17 protein-coding genes are annotated in these 19,218 nt (G+C 37.2%); 11 read left to right on the top strand and 6 right to left on the bottom strand.

Annotated features, from left to right (window positions below; all coding sequences use genetic code 11):
- Positions 1 to 44: 44 nt before the first annotated feature.
- Positions 45 to 2,885: a glycosyl hydrolase gene (locus R3F25_07680; GenBank protein ID MEZ5496695.1), complete on the top strand. Its 2,841-nt coding sequence runs from the start codon at positions 45 to 47 to the stop codon at positions 2,883 to 2,885.
- Between the two features lie 307 nt (positions 2,886 to 3,192).
- On the opposite strand, the gene nhaB is transcribed toward R3F25_07680, so the two are convergent.
- On the bottom strand, positions 3,193 to 4,662 hold the full coding sequence (gene nhaB, locus R3F25_07675) for a sodium/proton antiporter NhaB (protein MEZ5496694.1): 1,470 nt from the start codon (positions 4,660 to 4,662) through the stop codon (positions 3,193 to 3,195).
- Between the two features lie 165 nt (positions 4,663 to 4,827).
- Here nhaB and lpxL point away from each other — a divergent pair, with 165 nt between their 5' ends.
- Genes lpxL through R3F25_07660 form a run of 3 tightly spaced genes read left to right on the top strand, consistent with a single transcriptional unit; the run spans position 4,828 to position 7,336 of the window.
- A complete protein-coding gene (lpxL, locus tag R3F25_07670) occupies positions 4,828 to 5,733 on the top strand; it encodes an LpxL/LpxP family Kdo(2)-lipid IV(A) lauroyl/palmitoleoyl acyltransferase (protein MEZ5496693.1) in 906 nt (301 codons plus the stop codon).
- 14 nt (positions 5,734 to 5,747) lie between these two features.
- Positions 5,748 to 6,611 carry a class I SAM-dependent methyltransferase gene (locus R3F25_07665; GenBank protein MEZ5496692.1) on the top strand — a complete coding sequence of 288 codons (864 nt, stop codon included), beginning with the start codon at positions 5,748 to 5,750 and terminating at the stop codon, positions 6,609 to 6,611.
- Complete coding sequence (locus R3F25_07660) at positions 6,608 to 7,336, top strand: class I SAM-dependent methyltransferase (GenBank protein ID MEZ5496691.1); 729 nt, start codon at positions 6,608 to 6,610, stop codon at positions 7,334 to 7,336. The genes R3F25_07665 and R3F25_07660 overlap by 4 nt, the downstream gene beginning before the upstream one ends.
- A gap of 370 nt (positions 7,337 to 7,706) precedes the next feature.
- Here the strand turns inward: R3F25_07660 and R3F25_07655 are convergent, their stop codons facing one another.
- The 5 genes from R3F25_07655 to R3F25_07635 all read right to left on the bottom strand — a co-directional run bounded on the left by R3F25_07655 (position 7,707) and on the right by R3F25_07635 (position 10,670).
- The gene (locus tag R3F25_07655; GenBank protein ID MEZ5496690.1) at positions 7,707 to 8,093 is read right to left on the bottom strand and encodes a transposase; all 387 of its coding nucleotides are present in this window, start codon (positions 8,091 to 8,093) and stop codon (positions 7,707 to 7,709) included.
- A complete protein-coding gene (locus R3F25_07650; protein ID MEZ5496689.1) occupies positions 7,976 to 8,455 on the bottom strand; it encodes a transposase in 480 nt (159 codons plus the stop codon). Before R3F25_07650 ends, R3F25_07655 begins: the two co-directional genes overlap by 118 nt.
- Positions 8,456 to 8,494: 39 nt before the next feature.
- Positions 8,495 to 8,683: a hypothetical protein gene (locus R3F25_07645; GenBank protein ID MEZ5496688.1), complete on the bottom strand. Its 189-nt coding sequence runs from the start codon at positions 8,681 to 8,683 to the stop codon at positions 8,495 to 8,497.
- Positions 8,683 to 9,165, bottom strand: a complete 483-nt coding sequence (locus tag R3F25_07640) for a transposase (GenBank protein ID MEZ5496687.1) — start codon at positions 9,163 to 9,165, stop codon at positions 8,683 to 8,685. Before R3F25_07640 ends, R3F25_07645 begins: the two co-directional genes overlap by 1 nt.
- Positions 9,166 to 9,317: 152 nt before the next feature.
- On the bottom strand, positions 9,318 to 10,670 hold the full coding sequence (locus tag R3F25_07635) for a glutamate--cysteine ligase (GenBank protein MEZ5496686.1): 1,353 nt from the start codon (positions 10,668 to 10,670) through the stop codon (positions 9,318 to 9,320).
- A gap of 90 nt (positions 10,671 to 10,760) precedes the next feature.
- Here R3F25_07635 and R3F25_07630 point away from each other — a divergent pair, with 90 nt between their 5' ends.
- From R3F25_07630 to R3F25_07600, 7 genes are all read left to right on the top strand, one after another.
- Positions 10,761 to 12,290, top strand: a complete 1,530-nt coding sequence (locus R3F25_07630; protein MEZ5496685.1) for a peptide ABC transporter substrate-binding protein — start codon at positions 10,761 to 10,763, stop codon at positions 12,288 to 12,290.
- Between the two features lie 3 nt (positions 12,291 to 12,293).
- A complete protein-coding gene (locus tag R3F25_07625) occupies positions 12,294 to 13,502 on the top strand; it encodes a DUF3011 domain-containing protein (protein MEZ5496684.1) in 1,209 nt (402 codons plus the stop codon).
- Positions 13,503 to 13,768: 266 nt separating this feature from the next.
- Positions 13,769 to 15,829 (top strand): EAL domain-containing protein, encoded by a 2,061-nt coding sequence (locus tag R3F25_07620; GenBank protein MEZ5496683.1) that lies wholly within the window; start codon positions 13,769 to 13,771, stop codon positions 15,827 to 15,829.
- A gap of 29 nt (positions 15,830 to 15,858) precedes the next feature.
- Complete coding sequence (locus R3F25_07615) at positions 15,859 to 16,488, top strand: thymidine kinase (GenBank protein MEZ5496682.1); 630 nt, start codon at positions 15,859 to 15,861, stop codon at positions 16,486 to 16,488.
- Positions 16,488 to 17,417 carry a methionyl-tRNA formyltransferase gene (gene fmt, locus R3F25_07610; protein MEZ5496681.1) on the top strand — a complete coding sequence of 310 codons (930 nt, stop codon included), beginning with the start codon at positions 16,488 to 16,490 and terminating at the stop codon, positions 17,415 to 17,417. The genes R3F25_07615 and fmt overlap by 1 nt, the downstream gene beginning before the upstream one ends.
- Positions 17,404 to 18,660, top strand: a complete 1,257-nt coding sequence (gene rsmB, locus R3F25_07605; GenBank protein ID MEZ5496680.1) for a 16S rRNA (cytosine(967)-C(5))-methyltransferase RsmB — start codon at positions 17,404 to 17,406, stop codon at positions 18,658 to 18,660. Before fmt ends, rsmB begins: the two co-directional genes overlap by 14 nt.
- Positions 18,648 to 19,217 carry a DUF4390 domain-containing protein gene (locus tag R3F25_07600; protein ID MEZ5496679.1) on the top strand — a complete coding sequence of 190 codons (570 nt, stop codon included), beginning with the start codon at positions 18,648 to 18,650 and terminating at the stop codon, positions 19,215 to 19,217. The genes rsmB and R3F25_07600 overlap by 13 nt, the downstream gene beginning before the upstream one ends.
- The last annotated feature ends 1 nt before the right edge of the window (position 19,218 follow it).

Here is a 19,218-nt window from a genome sequence, read left to right as displayed (position 1 = left end):
GAATCAGCATAATTGATACCACTTTTGCAGTGGTAATTCAAATTATGAAAAATCTGGTTCTAACATTCTTAGTTTTAAATATATCTGCCTATGCAGGTATTCCTGATTCCTATGAAAACCAACTCAAATCATGGAAACAACATCAAGAGTTAGTCGAATTATCAGACTTTCGTGATTTGCCTTGGAGAAATATCGGACCGGTTTTACAAGGCGGACGTGTGGTAGCGATTCGAGTTCCGCAACAATCCGACCACATTATGTATCTGGCTTATGCCTCCGGAGGTGTTTGGAAATCTGAAAACAAAGGGATCACTTTTAAGCCAATCACTGACAAACTACCGAATCAAATTGTTGGTTCTTTAGCAATTGATCCAAATGATGAAAATGTTCTTTGGTTAGGAACCGGCGAAAACAACTCTTCACGCTCATCTTATGCAGGAATGGGCGTCTATCGTTCAAATGATGCCGGTGAATCCTGGCAATATATGGGACTGGGTGATACCAATCGAATTGGAGACATCATCGTTGATCCCAGTGATTCCAATCGAGTCTATGTTGCTGCTTTAGGAGCTTTGTACTCCGAGGGCGGACAACGTGGAATTTACTTAACTGAAGATGGTGGAAAAAATTGGAAACAAGTTCTCAAAGGCGATAAAACTACCGGTTTTGTCGATTTATCCATAGCTTCAAATGGTGATGTTTACGCCAGTGCCTGGCAACGGTTCCGGAAATCATGGGATTTTGAAGAGTCAGGCGTAGGAAGTAAAATTTACAAAAGTTCTGATCATGGCAAGTCATGGAGGCATCTCTCAAATGGCTTACCAAGCGGTAAATTTGTTGGTCGTATGGGTGTTGATGTTGCAGCTTCCAACAATAATGTTGTCTATGTAGTGGTCGATAATCAGGAACAACTCCCGGAAGATCAGTGGGATATGGGAGATACAGCCATTAATGCCAAACGCCTTAAAAAAATGACAACTGAAGAATTATTATTGCAAGATAAAGATGCACTGGAGAAATTCCTTAGAGATAATAATTTTCCACCGAAAACCACTGCCGATAAAGTAATAGAAGAACTAAAAGAGAAAAAAACCACGCCACAAGATTTAGTCAAGTCATTAAAGGATGCCAATAATAACTTGTTCGATACTGATATTAAGGGATTGGAAGTCTATCGCTCAGATGATGGAGGAGAAACATTTAGCAAAACACACGAAAAGTCATTAGATAATGTAGTTTTCACCTATGGTTACTATTTCGGCAAAATTCATGTTGATCCCAATGATTCCAATACGATTTACACCATGGGCGTTCCATTAATAAAATCAACAGATGGCGGACAAAATTGGATTAGCCTTTATGATCCTAAGGTTCATGTCGATTATCATGAAGTGTTGATAGACCCTAAAAACTCCAATCATATCATCGCCGCAAACGATGGTGGTGCTGATGAGTCTTATGACGGCGGTGAACACTGGCGGAAGTTAGATTACCAACCGGTTGGACAGTTTTATACAATCAATGTTGACATGGAAGAACCTTATAATGTTTATGGCGGCTTACAAGATAACGGCACATTGAAAGGTTCCAGTAAAACAGACTGGAAAGATGGCGAATCATGGACACGTCTGTTTGGTGGTGATGGAATGTATGTTAACACCGATGACAATACAACCTATGTCGGATTTCAATTCGGTAACTATTTCAAACTTGGAGAAGGAAAACCTAAATCTATCAAACCTCCTAATTATTTGAATGAAGCTCCTTTGCGTTACAACTGGAATACTCCGGTCGTTTTATCTCCGCATAATAAAGAAATTATCTATTATGGAGCCAACAAACTCTATCGAAGCATGGATAAAGGTGAAACTTACAAGGCTATTAGCAAAGACTTAACTCAATCGCTCAAATATGGCGATGTGCCTTATGCCACAATCACTTCTATTTCTGAATCACCCTTGGAGTTTGGCAGAATCATTGTCGGAACAGATGATGGTTTGGTTTGGGTCACTTCCGATGGTGGAAATAACTGGAAGAATGTGACGAAGAAGCTCCCTCAGAAACTTTGGGTTTCCAGAGTGGTTGCTTCAGAACATGACAAAAACCATTTGTGGCTCACTTTAAATAACTATCGAAATGATGATATTCAGAGCTATGCTTACTATTCCAATAATTTTGGAAAATCATGGAAAGATATTTCCAACAACCTCCCTAATTCAGCCGTCAATGTGATTAAAGAAGATCCAAAGACTAAAGGTTTGGTTTACATAGGTACTGACAGAGGAGTTTATTACTCATTGAATTATGGACAAAAGTGGCAAACTTTGGGCGATGAATTTCCAACTGTTCCGGTACACGATTTAATTGTTCACCCCAGAGATAATGAATTGGTTGTTGCTACTCATGGAAGAAGCGTATGGGTAAGTGACGTTTCTTTCATTCAGGAATATGAATCCTACAAAGATAAAGAATTGCATATTTTTAAACCTGATGAAGTTCAGTTTTCCTCTGCTTGGAACTCAACCCCATCAAGATGGTATAACGATGGCGAACCGAATCAGGCATCATTCAAAATCTGGTCAAACTCAGAACAATCAGTTCATGTCGAAATTCAGGATGAAAATGAACAGGCTATCTATACCAATCAAGCTCATTTGCATAAGGGGCTCAATTTAATCACATGGGATTACAAACTCAATGAAGAGTTAGCTCTTGCAGCTGAGAAGTTCAAAAACAAAGACAAAGAACAACCTTTGAATAAATCATTAACACCAATTAGCGAAGCTCTTAGACTTGGACACGGTGTTTATATTCCGAAAGGGAAATACAAATTTATCGTTGGCGGATCAGAGTCAAGTGTCGATACTGAACTAATGGTTAAATGATTCCATTTACAAATTTTGTCAGTTTTCACTTAGACATTTCTGAGAGTAATGAAGAATTTTGAAATTATATTAGAATTTGCTAATTTAATGCTTGCTAATATAAATAAAACATGATTAGATAGAACCATGATTTCGCAAGAGTCATGTTTTAGCTTATTCTTCCCCCCCCTTTGAATAAGCTGGAAAATTGGTTTTCCCCAATCAATTTTTATGTATTTTTGTACCCGGCAAGAAATTGCCGGGTTTTTTTTGCATAAAAAAAACACCTCTAAAAAGAGGTGCTTCTTTTGATATTGTGTCTCAATTTTTATTGAGCAAAGTATCCGACAATCGTCAGAATAACCGTGTAAGGCAAAGCCATTGTTACCATTCTTACATAACCCAACCTGATTACAGGTGCTAAAGCAGACGTCAGCAAGAATAAGAAAGCAGCCTGTCCGTTTGGAGTGGCAACTGAAGGAATATTTGTTCCTGTATTTATAGCAACAGCCAAAGTATCGAAATGCTCTCTGGTAATCGCTCCGGAATCAAATGCGGCTTTCACCTCATTAATATAAACAGTTGCAACAAAAACATTATCACTAATTGCAGACAAGATGCCATTGGCGAGGAAAAACGCCTTCGGTTGTTGTTCAAATGGCATCGCCAGAACCCAATCAATCACTGGCTTGAACAAATGCAAGTCATGAATCATTCCAACCACTACAAAAAAGATAACCAGCAATGAGACAAATGGCAAAGATTCCTCGAATGCTCGTCCTATTTGATGTTCGTCTGTAATGCCGGTTAAAGAGGTGACAAGAACCAAAAGGCTCAAGCCTATCAACCCGACTTCCATCACATGAAACGCCAAACCAAAAATAAGCAATAAGCCACTGATACCTTGGATCACCAGACTATAGCGATCTTTCGATGTGCGTTTCGCATCTTCTTCCTGTAAATAATTTTTCAGGATTTCACGAACCCCCGGATCCAGTTTTGCGCCAAAACCAAATGTTTTCGTTAACTCAACAATAACCAAAGTGACTATTCCGGCAATAAAAACAGGAACCGTGACATGAGACATGTTGACCGCAAAAGTAACAAAATCCCATCCCATCTTTTCTGAAATCAATAAATTCTGTGGCTCACCTACTGTTGTACAAACACCTCCCAAAGCCGTACCAACTGCACCATGCATCACCAATGAACGAATAAAAGCACGAAACTCCGAAAGAGTATCGCCCCCCATCTGCTTTCTGTCGGGTTCTTTGTTATCATCATAATCAACATTCATGGAAGAGTGAACTTTTTCATACACTCCATAAAGAGCAACAAATACTGTGATTAACACAGCAGTTACAGTCAATGCATCCAAAAAAGCTGATAAAAAAGCTGCTGCAAAGGAAAAAATAAAAGACAATATCAACTTGTTTTTCACTTTTAATAAAATTTTTCCAAATAGAAAAATTAGCAGTGGTTTCATAAAATAAATAAAACTCACCATAAATACCAATAAAAAAATCACTCCAAGGTTAGCCTGTATTTCATGCCAAACCGTTTCCGGACTGGTTAAACCCAAAGCCAGAATTGCCAACCCCAGCAAACCACCGGATTGCAACGGATAGCATTTCAAAGCTAACGCTAAAGTCATAATGAACATGGCAATAAAAGCCCAACCCATTACGGTTTTTCCTAATGCCAGAGTTAGTGGATAGCACAACACCAAAAAGGTTAAAATTGTTAATTTAAACCATTTTGGACTATTGCCTAAAAACTGATTGAATACGATATTCACAATGTCCCCTAATTTTCAAAAAAACAACATTCTACAACATCTCACAACTAAAAGTCAGGTATATCGTGCCTGAAAAATATGATTTATAATATCGTTCAAGACTAAAATATTTAAAAAGTCTCCGCGACATATTATTTCCAAATTGCAATTGATATAATCCACTCCATGATTAAGCCTTCGATATTCAAATATCCTCTTGCATGGTTGCTATACATTTTATTGCGATTACTCTCTGCTTTGCCTTATCATCTGCTGGTGTTATTGGGTTCAGGACTTGGTAAGTTATTAATGTTATTATTGAGTTCACGAAAAAAAGTCGCTCAAAAAAACTTACAGATTTGTTTTCCCGACTTATCTGAGGAACAAAGAAAATTTTTGCTCAAAAAAAACATCTCCGAAACTGGAATCATGTTCACCCAAACTCTCAAAGCCTTTCTCGGAAATACAACAAAAATCGAAAGTAATGCCATTATTGATGGTAGTGAACACATTGAACGATGTTTAGATGAAAAGAAAGGAATCTTGCTGGTCGCCGGGCACTTTACAGCTTTAGATATGGGAGGAAAAATCCTTTGTAAAAAATATCCCATCGCCGGTATGTACCGACCTCACAAACACCCTGTGACCGAATATATCGTGACAAAATCACGTCTTAAATACGCAACTCACATGTTTAAACGAGACGAACTCCGACCAATTATCAAGCATTTAAAACAAGGAAAAATATTATGGTACGCTCCGGATCAAGACTACCGAAGAGGGCAATCGGTATTTGTTCCGTTTTTCAATCGTCCGGCTGCCACCATCGTTGCTACGCACCAACTGGCAAGATTATCTGACTGCGAGGTTTTATTTTTCCATGTGCAAAGAAATCCTAAACCACCCTATTACACTCTGAAAATTTCAGAACCATTGCCTGACTTTCCAACAAAAGATGCTATTATTGATACAACGCGTATCAATCTTGGAATTGAGAATATGGTAAAACAATGCCCTGAACAATACCTCTGGGTGCATAAAAGATTTAAAACAACACCTGACAGAGTGAAAAACCCATATAATCTCCCTTAAAGGCTAAATAACAAATGCATATCACACGAATAGAGTACATTAATGACTACAAAAACCACTTGCTAAACGATAGGTTGCAACTTGACGAGCTTCAAAAAATTAATAACAGTCTCAATCTCAGAATCAAGAAACAAGCATTTTTTTTAATTGACGGATTTTCCTGGACCGCTCAAAGTCCAAGTCAATTTTCAATCGATTTAAAGTATTCGAATAATGAAACGATCAATTTCAGAGAAAGATTGGTGTGCAAAAAATCCAAACTTAATAATAGAATCAGAGGAAGTATCCATTTATTTGAAAATCTGTTTAAACCAAACATCAACGACAAAATTTATATCACTGAACAAGCATCATTGCTATATAAATGGCTTAAAAGGAAATACAAAAAAATAGTCGGCAGCGAATATTTGTCAGATAGTTCATTCTACTTTAAATTCAGACTTTCACTAAAATTTTTCCCTGATAAATTAAATCATAAAGACTTAACCAACTTAACTTTTAGTGATAACAGTTTCAAATACATTTTATCATTTGATTGCTTGGAACATATTCCTGATTACCAGACCGCTCTGAATGAAATACACAGAGTTCTTCAACCTAAAGGAAAACTTCTTTTATCAGTGCCTTTTGATTTAAACTCTTTAACTAATCTAACTCGAGCAAGCATCAAAGACAATCAAATCATTCATCATGAAACTCCCGAATATCATGGAAATCCGGTATCCGGTAAAGGTTCATTAAGTTATTACACTTTTGGTTGGCAATTGTTAAAGCAACTTAAAGACATAGGATTTAAAGACGCATACATCTTTCTCTACTGGTCTGAGAAATATGCGTATTTGGGTGATGAACAAATTCTCATATGTGCTGAAAAATGATTGTTCGCAAGATAATATCAGCACTCAAACAGACAAAGCCGTCTCAACTCCGATTAAATAGAGAGAAGTGTTCACTTTGTGGCTGGAAGCTCCAAATCAAAACACATAATGATGAAATGGGAGTTCGTTGCTCTAAATGTTTCGCCTCTCCGGTTGCACAGTCATTAGGTCGAGTATTTAAACAATTTTTCAAACCTGATATGAGTGTTTATGAATTATCTTCACGAGGAGCTTTTGTTCGCTTTCTGCAAAAGCAAAATAGAAATCTGACTCTGAGTGAGTACATCGATGAAATAAAACCCGGTGAATACAAAAATGGAATTCAATGTCAGAATGTCGAAAAACTGACACTTGAAGATAACTGTTTTGACATCTGCACATCTTTAGAAGTTTTTGAGCATGTTGAGAATGATATAAAAGGTTTCAAAGAAGTATACAGAGTGCTTAAACCAAACGGAGTTTTTATCTTTACAGTTCCTATCATCCTTGATTCAAAAACTATTGAAAGAACACAGGTCGTCAATGGAAAAAGAATAAACATACTTCCACCCGAATATCACTCAGACAGCCTGCGTGGAAAAAACAAAGTTTTCTGTTACAGAAACTATGGAGTAGATATTTTACAGCGATTAAGTGATGCCGGATTTAAAAGTACCGAAATAATCAAACCCAACAAAAAAAGTCTTTTCGGATATGCCAGACCAATATTGGTCGCAAGGAAATAGAGCTTATTAATTTAGTTACTTCTTCGATATTTTAATTCTGAATAAAAAATTCGGTGCAAGTTAGAAAGAGTTATGTCATGCCCGAAACCGATCAGACATCTAGTAAAACACAATCATGTTAAGCAAAGTGGATGAGTTTTAAGAGTTCGTAAGTATCTGCATAAAAACAAATACGCATTCCCACGCAGAGAGACTGTGAAATAACATATAGAAAAATCATCGTAAATATGGATTGTTCTCATTTTTCTATATTGTACTAAATTTATGATTAACTACTTTATATTTTCTTACTAGCTATAAATTTAGCTTTGCTTGTCATTATCTTCAATAACTGACTTTTTACTCAGGTGAATATGGCCTTTTAAAGGTCTTACATCAATCTTATCATTTTTCTAAATATATCAATACCCAGTATATTTAATACTCGCTTAAAATTGTAAGTAAACATGATTAATGCATTTTCACCAGATACCTTTTCAATGCCCCGAACAAGATAATGATCCCAACCGAGCATTCGTTTTATTGTTCCAAATGGATGCTCTACAATGGAACCTCTTTTCTTAATAATTTCTTTTGATTCCTCTAAGGCCATATTTTCCCTATGTTTTTCAACCACAGCTTCATATTCCCATCTATAAATCACTTTATAAGACGCCTTAGATGACAAGCATTTTTCTCGTAATGGACATCCATTACAATCCGGGTTTGTCGTTGCATATTTATAGTATAGTTTTTCATTTTTAGTTTGTTTCGATATTGTTTTTTGAGGCTCTTATTGTTTGGACATACATAACAGTCATTTTGTGAATCATATTTAAAGGCGTCTCTTGTATATTTACCTTTGTTTTTTTGACCTTGAGTTTTATTGCCTTCAGGTATTGATATTTTGATGTTGTCATCCACACACTTCTTGATCTCTTTGGCACTAAAGTATCCTACATCACCGACTATGTCTAATTCCTGAACTTCAAGATTCTCTTTGCTTTGAACTGACATATTGTGAAGTTGTTCTAAGTCATTACCATTTGAGGAAACATCAGTGGCTACTATTAATTTGAATTTTTCATCTACTGTTATTTGTGTATTGTAAGCCACAAGGTTATGAGCAGGCTTTTTCATTAGTGATGCATCCGGGTCTGTGAGGTTATGTTGCTTTTTTTAGTTTCTCAGAAGCGCTAAATCATCTAACAGCTTTTGTTGTCTGGCTTTCAGTTTTTCTATATCCCTGGGTAATTTATCTGCCAGGTTTGATGGTTGCTTTTCTTTATCCGAACTATCTAAAGTTTTTAAATAGGTTTCAATTTTCTCATCTATAATTACCAAGTCTTTTTCAATTGTCTTCTTCATTAGTAATTTGTTTTTTTGAGGCATTGGCTTTTAAAAAATGCTCCATCAACAGCTTTTAGACCATCTCCAATCAAACTCAGGTTCTTACATAACAGAACAAAGTGTCTAAATGTCTTTCTTAGTGCTTTGGGATTGTTTTTTCTAAAGTCTGATATTGTATGGTAAGTTGGTGTTAATCCTGAAGTAAGCCACATGAGTTCAATGTTGCGTTTGCACTCTCGCTCTAACATTCGGCTACTTCTGATTTTATTCAAATATCCATAAAGATATATTTTCATTAATAGTTTGGGACTGTAAGATTTTTGACCGTCAGACCGGTTGCTTTTCCTTGTATCTTGAAAGCCTAGCTTATCAAAATCCAGTTGTGTAATGTAATCATCAATCGCTCTTACACTATTGTCAGAGTCTATATATTCATCCAGACTGGGAGGGAAGATTAATTGTTGATGACGATTCTTTCCTGATTTATAAAATGATGACATTTGTAAAAATTTGTATTATTAGCACATATGATTGTAACATGTTTTGTTGTAATTCTAATATGAGTTATTTCACAGTCTCAGAGAATAGGAACGAGATAATTAGTTTGTTAATTACAAATTACTAATTATTCATTTCACATTGTCAATTGCATTCAATACTTCATAATCTCATAAAGATACTTCAAATCCTTATTCCACACACTGTGATATTTTCCAAGTTTACGCTCTGCCGGTGTCACATCGGTATCAGCAATGATTTGTAAGGTTTCCAGAAATAACGACTCATCTTTTCCACACGAGCTACGAATGTTTCTTTTTTCAAGTCCTAATCTGGAAATTTTCAACATTTCCAGAGCCACGTCACGGACGATTCCTGTTCTGAAATTAGTGCATAATCCTTTCTTAGGTACATTATCTCGCAGTAATTGATGCTCTTGTTTTGTCCAGTCTTTGACCAAATCCCATGCGGCATCCAGACATTCCTGATCATACAAAATCCCAACCCACAAAGCCGGCAAAGCACAGATTCGTCGCCACGGACCGCCATCGGCTCCGCGCATTTCCAGATATTTTTTCAGACGAACTTCCGGGAAAGCTGTGGTTAAATGATCTTCCCAGTCTTTCAGTGTTGGTAATTCACCGGGCAACACCGACAGTTTGCCTTGCATAAAATCCTTAAAAGACAAACCGCTGGCATCAATATATTTGCCATCTCGATAGACAAAATACATCGGTACATCCAGCATATAATCCACATAGCGTTCAAAGCTCATGGAGTCGTCATAAACAAAAGGAATCGTTCCGCAACGGTCATTATCGGTATCCGTCCAGATATGTGAACGATAGGACAAATATCCATTCGGTTTACCATTTTTAAAAGGCGAATTCGCAAACAACGCTGTCGCTATCGGTTGCAATGCCAAAGACACACGAAACTTTTGCACCATATCGGCTTCACTGGCAAAGTCGAGATTCGCCTGAATGGTGCAGGTGCGTTTCATCATGTCTAAACCCAAAGTACCAACTTTAGGCATGTATTCCCGCATGATTTTATAACGACCCTTGGGCATAAATTCAATGTCTTTTTTTCTGGCAGTCGGATGAAAGCCCATACCAATAAAAGCAGAGTTGTAATCCTCACAAACCGCTTTGACTTCTTTCAGGTGTAAATTGGTTTCTCTGCAGGTTTGGTGAATATCAGCAAGCGGAGCACCGGATAACTCCAACTGTCCGCCCGGCTCCAAGGTAATCGAACAACCGTCACGAGTCAAAGCAATAATATTTTCACCTTCATATTGAGGTTGCCAGTCAAATTTATCTCTCAAACCCTCAAGAATATCCCTGATTCCGCCTTTTTCAGCATATTTTAAAGGAGCTAGTGTATCTTTATGAAACCCAAACTTTTCGTGTTCGGTTCCGACTTTCCATTCAGACTTGGGTTTGCAACCCGAGGCGAGATATTCGATAAGCTGGCTTTTATTCTCTATAACTGGTGATTGTTTCAATTTGATTCTCGGTAAAGGTTACTTGCGATTCTATCATGTATAATGAATGGCGTTCACAAATTATTCATAAACGAAAGATACAATTTAGGTATGAAAAATTATTTTTCAAACATTATTTGTTTTCTGCTTATATTCTCCCTCGGTTGTCATGCTGAAAAAATTCTGAATCGTGGAAATGGTTCTGAGCCTGATTCTCTGAATATTCATCAGGCAGAGGGTTTGAATTCACACAATATTCTTCGTGATTTGTATGAAGGCTTGATGACTTTGGATGCCAAAGGTCAACCGATTTATGGCGTCGCCGAGAGTCATAAAGTTGAAAATAATGTCTGGACTTTTAAACTTCGCCAGAACAGCAAATGGTCGGATGGCAAACCTGTGGTTGCCGGTGATTTTGTCAGAGCATGGCAAAAAGCCATAGCACCGGAAACAGCAGCACCCTATTCTTTTCTGCTAAAAAATATTCGTCATGGTGAAGAAACCCTACAACAAAAGCTCACACCTGATAATTTAGTCGTCAAAGCGATTGATGACTTCACTTTGGAAATCAGACTATGGCAAGCGGATTCCGCATTTCTGGAAAAACTGACCTTACCAGTCTTTTATCCACTTCCGGAACAACAAAATACCACAAGAAACATCATCAGTAACGGAGCTTACCGATTGTCAGAGTGGAACATTCAGGAAAAAATTGTTCTGGAGAAGAATCCTCATTATTACGATAAAGATTCGGTGTATTTTGATAAAGTGGTTTATTGGGTCACCGAAGATCAATCCAGCGAACTCAAACGTTTTCGTGCCGGAGAACTGGACATCACCGAAGCCATTCCTGACAATCAAATCGACTGGATTCGGCAAAATTTGCCAAACGAGTTGCGAATTACACCTTATCTGGGATCATTTTTTTTAGGTTTAAACACCAAAGATAAGTATTTACAAAACTCTGATTTAAGAAAAGCATTGTCACTTGCCATCAATCGTGAAATCCTAGTTGAGAAAGTTTTAAAAACAGGTCAGCAAGCCGCTTATCGAATCATTCCGCAAAATCTTTCAGGAATTCCTACGGAAGATAGGACAAATTATGCTGAAAGGGTTGAACAAGCCAAATTGTTATTTGAGAAAACCGGTTTTAACAAGCACGAGTGTGAGATTGAACTGCTCTATAACAGTAGTGAAAACCAGCGTAAAGTCGCTATTGCCATCGCTGCCATGTGGCGACAGACTTTAGGAATTCAAACCAAGTTAGTCAATCAGGAGTGGAAAGTTTTTGTCAATTCAAGAAAATCCGGTGACAGACAAACATTTCGCTCGGGTTGGATTGCAGATTATGCCGATGCACTCAATTTTTTGGAGTTGTTCACCTCCGATTCACACTTCAACTTTTATAAATACAGCAACGAAAATTTCGATACCATTATCGAGCAAATAAAAAATACCGACAATTTAAGTATGAAACAACAGTTAACAGAAAATGCTGAAAACATTTTATTACATGACTTACCGGTCATACCGTTGTATTATTATGTTTCAAGGCATCTGGTCAATACGAAAATTGCCGGATTTGAGGATAATGTCGCTGACCGCCACTTATCAAAATATTTACACGAGAAAGAGGATTAAATCATGAAAAAGCTATTTATATTTTTTCTATTATTTAGTGTTGTAGCAATTGCCCAACAAGAACAAACCAGGGATCTGAAAAATTTGAAGAATCAGAATAATGATAAATACATGGACAGGTACAATTATCACTCAAATCAACAAGTGATTGTTTGCGAATCCAATGGAAATCGACGCACACATTGTCCGGCTGACACTAGATACGGTGTGAATTTCAATCAACAGCTATCTTATGCAACCTGTAATTACAACTGGGGATATGATCAAACCGGAATTTGGGTTGATAATGGTTGCCGGGCTGAATTTACTGTCAATTATGGCTGGGATCAACCGGGAGCTGATGAGAATATTTTTGTCTGTGAGTCGCATGGATATAACCGTACTTATTGTCCGGCTTACCTTGATGGACGTGAAGTCCAGTTACTCCGTCAGTTAAGTTACACTTCCTGTCATAATAACTGGGGATTTGACAGAAATGGTGTTTGGGTGACTAATGGTTGCCGAGCTGAGTTTGTCGTTAATCAAAGCCACTGGGGAACTCCTCAAGACGATATTGTCTATTGTAGTTCCAACGATATGAGATTCCAATCTTGTGATGTGGATGTTCGAGGTGGTGTCGAGTTTATCCGCCAACTATCACGCGCCAGCTGTAATGGTAACTGGGGTTATGACCGTCAGGGAATTTGGGTCAGAAACGGCTGTCGTGCCAAATTCAGAATCTTGCCTTTCAATAACAATAATAACGGATACATGGATGATACTGTGAGTTGTGCTTCGCGAGATATGAGAAGAAATAGTTGCCCGGCAGATACATCCGGTGGCGTCAGACTGAAAAAACAACATTCCAGATCATCTTGTGAAGGAAATTGGGGTTATGACCGTAACAGCATATGGGTTGATAATGGTTGCAGAGCAACATTCCAGTTGTACATTAACGGACGTGGTGGGCATCATGGTAATTATGGACATGGAAACAACTACGGCAATGGTCCTGGTTACAACAATAATCCGGGACACAACAATAACGGATATAACAATACGCTGATATGCTCATCACTCAATAATAGAAGAAACACTTGTGCAATTACAAGTGGTAGAAAAGTGAAGCTAAAAAGACAATTATCCAGTAGCAGTTGCCAAGGAAATTGGGGATATGACAGAAACAATATCTGGGTTGATAACGGATGTCGTGCCGAATTTGAAATTCACTAATTTCTGAAATCGTATTTTTTACCAACCGGGTGGAGTTTATTCACCCGGTTTTTTATTTTTAAAAACTCTATTTAACAGACCTTTCTACTTCTAACATTCGTCATAATTTGGTGTATAATACCTAGTCAATCGTATAGTGGATAGGACAACAAATACAAGGTCAAGTTCAGCTTGGCTATTTTCATTCGTCGTACCTTTTCAGAAATTTGGTTGAATATTAAACATTGATTCACTCAACTCCGGGAATCAACTGCTAACAAATAACTATGACAATGAAGGCAGACAACAATTACAACTCAGAAACCAGAAAAATGCTTGAACTGGTTGAGCTCTCTGATGAAATTATTTTCTGGGAAGTGGACTCTGATTTCGTCATTCAAAACATCAATCAAACAATCAGTGAACAGATAGGATATTCCAAAGAAGAGGTCATCGGACACAAACTCAATGACATCATAATCCCTTACAATAAAAGCTCATGGGATAATGCCATTGCCGAACTTCAAGAACCAAGTTCTTTTTTTAACAACATTAAATTCCGGATTAAATCGGCAACCGGCCAAATCATGCATCTGAATACCCATGCTAGAGCCGTTTTTGAGAATGATCAACTGATTGGGTATTTCGGAATTTCTATCATCGAAACAGAGAATGTATTAACCAAACAAGCGATTAAAAACTTGCAAACAACTAACCGAATTATTCTCGATTCATTATCCGAAGCATTGCTCATCATTGATCGCAATGAAAAATTTCTGGCAATCAGCCTGGAGTTTAACAATATGTGGGGTTTTAACAAGGGTGACTTATTTATTCAAACTCTGGATGAGACCTATAAAATCATGCAGGAAAAGATTTCAGAGAAGCAACAAGGTGTTTTAATTAGTTTTACGCAAAACTTTGATAAGAAATCCCAAACCAGAGACACAATCCACTTCAAAGACGGAAGAATCATTGAAAGACGCTCGGTTCCGCACATAAGTAATGATGAAATTGCAGGAACCTGTTGGTATTACAAAGACATTACAAATCAAACTCAACTTGTTGACCGGCTGGCTAAACTGGCGTTTAGAGATTCTTTAACCAACCTATACAGTCGTCGTTGGTGTGAGAAAAAGTTAAAACAACTTCTTAAAAAAACCTACGACAAAAGCAAGCTAAGCTTTATGTATATGGACTTGGACTATTTTAAAGTCATTAATGACTCCTGTGGACATATATACGGCGATGATGTTTTGGGAGAAGTCAGCCAAATATTACAAGAAACTAGTGGAAAGGATGCTTATCTAGCTCGTCTTGGGGGAGATGAGTTCGGATTAATCCTAAGCGAAACCTCTCAACAAGAGGTGATAGCATTGGCCGAAAAAATCAAGTCTGCCATTAGTAATTATACCTATCAATGGAAAAGCAAAATTTTTAAACTGGGAATCAGCATTGGTATTGTTTTTGTAGAAAATGAAGATGATTTTCGATCAGTGTTCATTCATGCCGATGAAGCCTGTTATGTCTCAAAAAAATTAGGTAAGAACAAATACACTATATACAACGCTGAAAACTTTGAATTCAAAAAAACCCAAACTGAGTTAAAGTGGTACGATGCTCTGAAAAAAACTCTCTTAAAAGGAAAGTTTGAACTTTGGTGTCAATCAATAAATTCACTCGAACCTAACTCTCAATCCCATTACGAAATTCTCATTCGTATGAGAAATGAGCAAGGAGAACTCATTTCGCCGGCTTTGTTTATGCCATCAGCTGACCGGTTTGGTATGAATTTTGCTATTGATAAACAAGTCATAGAGTTATTTTGTAATTTCTACGACGCCCATAGAGAGCAAATTAACAACACTTTGTTTTCTATAAATATTTCAGGCTTATCACTCAGAAAGGACAGTTTTCTTCCCTATGTGCTGAATTGTATGAATAAATACAATATCGACCCCAAAATAATATGTTTCGAGGTTAACGAAAACGAAGTCATCAAGAATCTTGAAAAAGCATTGGAGTTTATCAAGCATGTTCGACAAATGGGTTGTAAGATTTCTTTAGATGATTTTGGCAAAGGCTTGACCAGCTTCTCCTATCTAAAAAATATAGAGTATGACTTTATCAAAATTGACGGACAATTTATAAAAGAAATCAATAAAGATAAAATAAACAAAGCTATTATCTCATCCATCGTTAGTATTGCAGAAATTACAGAAAAACAAACCATTGCAGAACATATCGAAAGTGAGGAGTCTCTTAACCAAATTTCAGCACTGGGAGTCAATTTTTTTCAGGGAAACTATTTTTCAAGTCCACATCAAATCACAAAACTGATAGAATAACACTTTGTTTTATTAAATCATCTCAACAGATGGCAAAACTTTATTTCTATTATTCAGCAATGAATGCCGGCAAAACCACGCATTTATTGCAATCCAGCTATAATTATCGAGAAAGAGGCATGAATACGCTGATTCTTTCTCCGGCTATTGATAATCGTTTTGGCGTTGGAAAAGTCACATCAAGGATTGGCGTATCATCTCCTTCAATTATTTTTGCTGAAAAAGAGAATATTTATAATCTGGTGAAAAAATATTTAAAGGAACAAGAAATTCATTGTGTTCTTGTTGATGAAGCTCAATTTTTAAGCAAAGATCAAGTATATCAACTGACAGAAATCGTCGATCAGGAGAATATTCCGGTTCTGGCTTATGGGTTGAGAACTGACTTCCAGGGAGAATTGTTTCAAGGAAGCCACTATCTTTTGGCTTGGGCAGATTCGTTAAAAGAATTGAAAACAATTTGTCACTCAGGCAAGAAAGCCACAATGGTTGTCAGAGTTGATGAAAATGGTCGAGCTGTCAAGGATGGGAATCAAGTTGAAATTGGTGGCAATGACAAGTATGTTTCAGTTTCCAGAGCAGAATACAAACGTATTTTCTTTGACAAAGGCACAATCGAGCCCATCCAGCTATCATTACCAATTGAAGATAAAAATTAATGAGAATAGTATTTTGTGGAACTCCGGATTTTGCCGTTGAACCTCTTAAGCAGTTGATTCAAAACAACTACGACGTCGTTGCCGTTTATACACAACCTGACAAGGGCATTGGGCGAGGAAGAAAAGTCCAATACACACCAGTCAAACAATATGCATTAGATAACAATATTGAGGTTTACCAACCAATCTCACTCAGAACAGATGATGCAATTAATGAACTAAGAGACTTGCAACCGGATTTAATGGTTGTTGTTGCCTACGGACTGATACTTCCGCAAACCGTTTTGGACATCCCCAAAATTGCATGTTGGAATATACACGCGTCATTATTACCTCGCTGGAGAGGAGCGGCTCCGATTCACCGGGCATTATTAGCCGGTGATAAAACCACCGGAGTCGGAATTATGCAAATGGAAGCCGGACTGGATACAGGACCTGTTTATCTTCAGCACGAATGTTCCATCTCAGAAATTGAAACAGCATCTCAACTACATGACAAACTAAAAATCATGGGGGCATCTGCACTCATTGAGTGTCTAAAACTACTGGAAAGTGACTTGCTTCCCGAGCCAATGATTCAGAGTGAAGAAGGAGTTACTTATGCCAAAAAACTTGAAAAGTCTGAATCACAGATTTCATGGCAAGAATCAGCAAAATCTATCCATCAAAAAATCAGGGCTTTCAACCCATGGCCGGGAGTCGTTGCTGAAATCAATGGCGAATCATTCAAACTCTGGGCTGCTGAATCCGTTAACTTAACTTCATCATGTAATATCGGAGAAATTGTTCTGGCAAATAAAGAACAGCTTGTGATTCAATGTGGTGACGGACAATTGAAAGTTACTGAAATACAAAAGCCGGGCAAAAACAAAATATCTATCAGACAATTTATGCAGTCAAAAACGAACTGGTATAATGAAAAAGATTAATTCCAGAACATTGTCTGCGAAAATAACTTATGACGTTGTTTTTAAAAAGGACAGCCTCAGGCAAGCAATCCAAAACCATACCGAATCATTCGCAAACCCTCAAGAAGAGTCTTATGCCAAAGCTATTTGCTATGAGACTTTGAGGCATTATCACCATCTGGAAAGTTGCTGGCTCAAATTTGTGAAAAACAAGCCCAAAGATAAACTGGTCTGTGTGATAATGACTCAAGCATTAGCAGAGCTTGTTTACCTGGAAAAACCAGCAAGAGCGGTGGTTAATGAAGCTGTGAATACTGCCAAAAACCTCAAAAAACAATGGGCTGTTGGGCTGATTAATTCCTGCTTGAGAAAGTCGGTTGAAATAAAAAATGATAAATCTGATAATTTGGTAGCTCAATATTCACACCCCCAATGGTGGATAGAAAAATTGCAAATGGATTGGCCAAACCATTGGCAAAAAATTCTGGTGGCTGACAATCAAAAACCACCTTTGTGGATTCGTGCCAATCATAGATACAAACCTATAGAAAGTGCTGAACAACACCAAAGTATCAACTCAGCATATAAAATTAACGCGCAGGATATTACCAAATTAGATGAATTCAAAACCGGTTCTGTTTCAGTTCAAGATGCCAGTGCTCAGCTTGCCGCTATCATTTTGAATCCACAAGATAATGAAAAAATACTTGATGCCTGTGCAGCACCCGGTGGAAAAACAGGACACATTCTTGAACTCAACCCGAATGTTCAACTGGATGCTTTAGAAATTTTTCCAAATCGGGCAAAAAAAATTCACCAAAACCTTGAAAGACTCAAACTTTCAGCAAATGTGCTCGTTGCAGATGCTTCACAATCAGGTCAATGGTTTAATGGTGATAAGTACAATAAGATACTGTTGGATGCTCCATGCAGTGCATCAGGAATTGTCCGTCGTCAACCGGATATTAAATTTCAAAGAAGTTCGGAAGATTTAGAAAATATTATTCATACTCAACAAACTTTACTTGATGAAATGGCAAAAATAGTAGCCGATGATGGAGTCATACTATATGCAACCTGTTCGGTTTTCCGATGTGAAAACTCTGAACAAATTAAAAATTTCCTGCAAAGACACCCTCAATTCAAGGAAATCAAGTTAAACTATCCGTTTGCTGAAAGTTGCCAATACGGCATACAAATCCTTACCGGTACATTGGATATGGATGGTTTTTATTATTGTTGTTTGAAAAAATGCACAAGCTGAACCAAATTTTTAAACATAAGTCCGAATCATTTTTTATCGGAATATTCATCTTTTTTATTATATTTTATTGTTCCATAGCTCTTGCAAAGAACAATATCATTTTATTAAACACTGTTTCTAAAAGCTCAAAGCTAATAGTAAATCCAACAATCAACTTCCAAGTATCCGATAAAATTAAAGAAGCTATAGACAATGGCATCAGAATTCAGTTTATTGCCAAAGCCGAAACTTTTATAGAAAAAAATTGGTGGTTTGATGAAACACTGGAGTCACAGAAAGTTAATCTTGAAGCTTACTATTTCATAATGAGCAAACTCTATGTCGTTAAGAATAGAGACACCAATGAACAGTTGAGTTTCAATAACTTTGATGATTTATGGATTGAGTTTGAGAAACTAATCAACTTTGAGTTTAATCAAGCTGATAATTCTGATGTTTTTGTCAAGTGTCGAATTGTACTTGATAAAGGTGCTTTACCAACAGCAATGCAACTCCCTGTTCTCTTTGATGACGACTGGGATATTAATACGGAATGGTTTCAACGGAAGGTTAATTAAT

This window comes from Gammaproteobacteria bacterium (assembly GCA_041395445.1).
GTDB lineage: Bacteria > Pseudomonadota > Gammaproteobacteria > Xanthomonadales > Marinicellaceae > NORP309.
The sequence above is the reverse complement of the archived record's forward strand: the minus strand, read 5'-3'. Positions and strand labels throughout refer to the sequence as shown.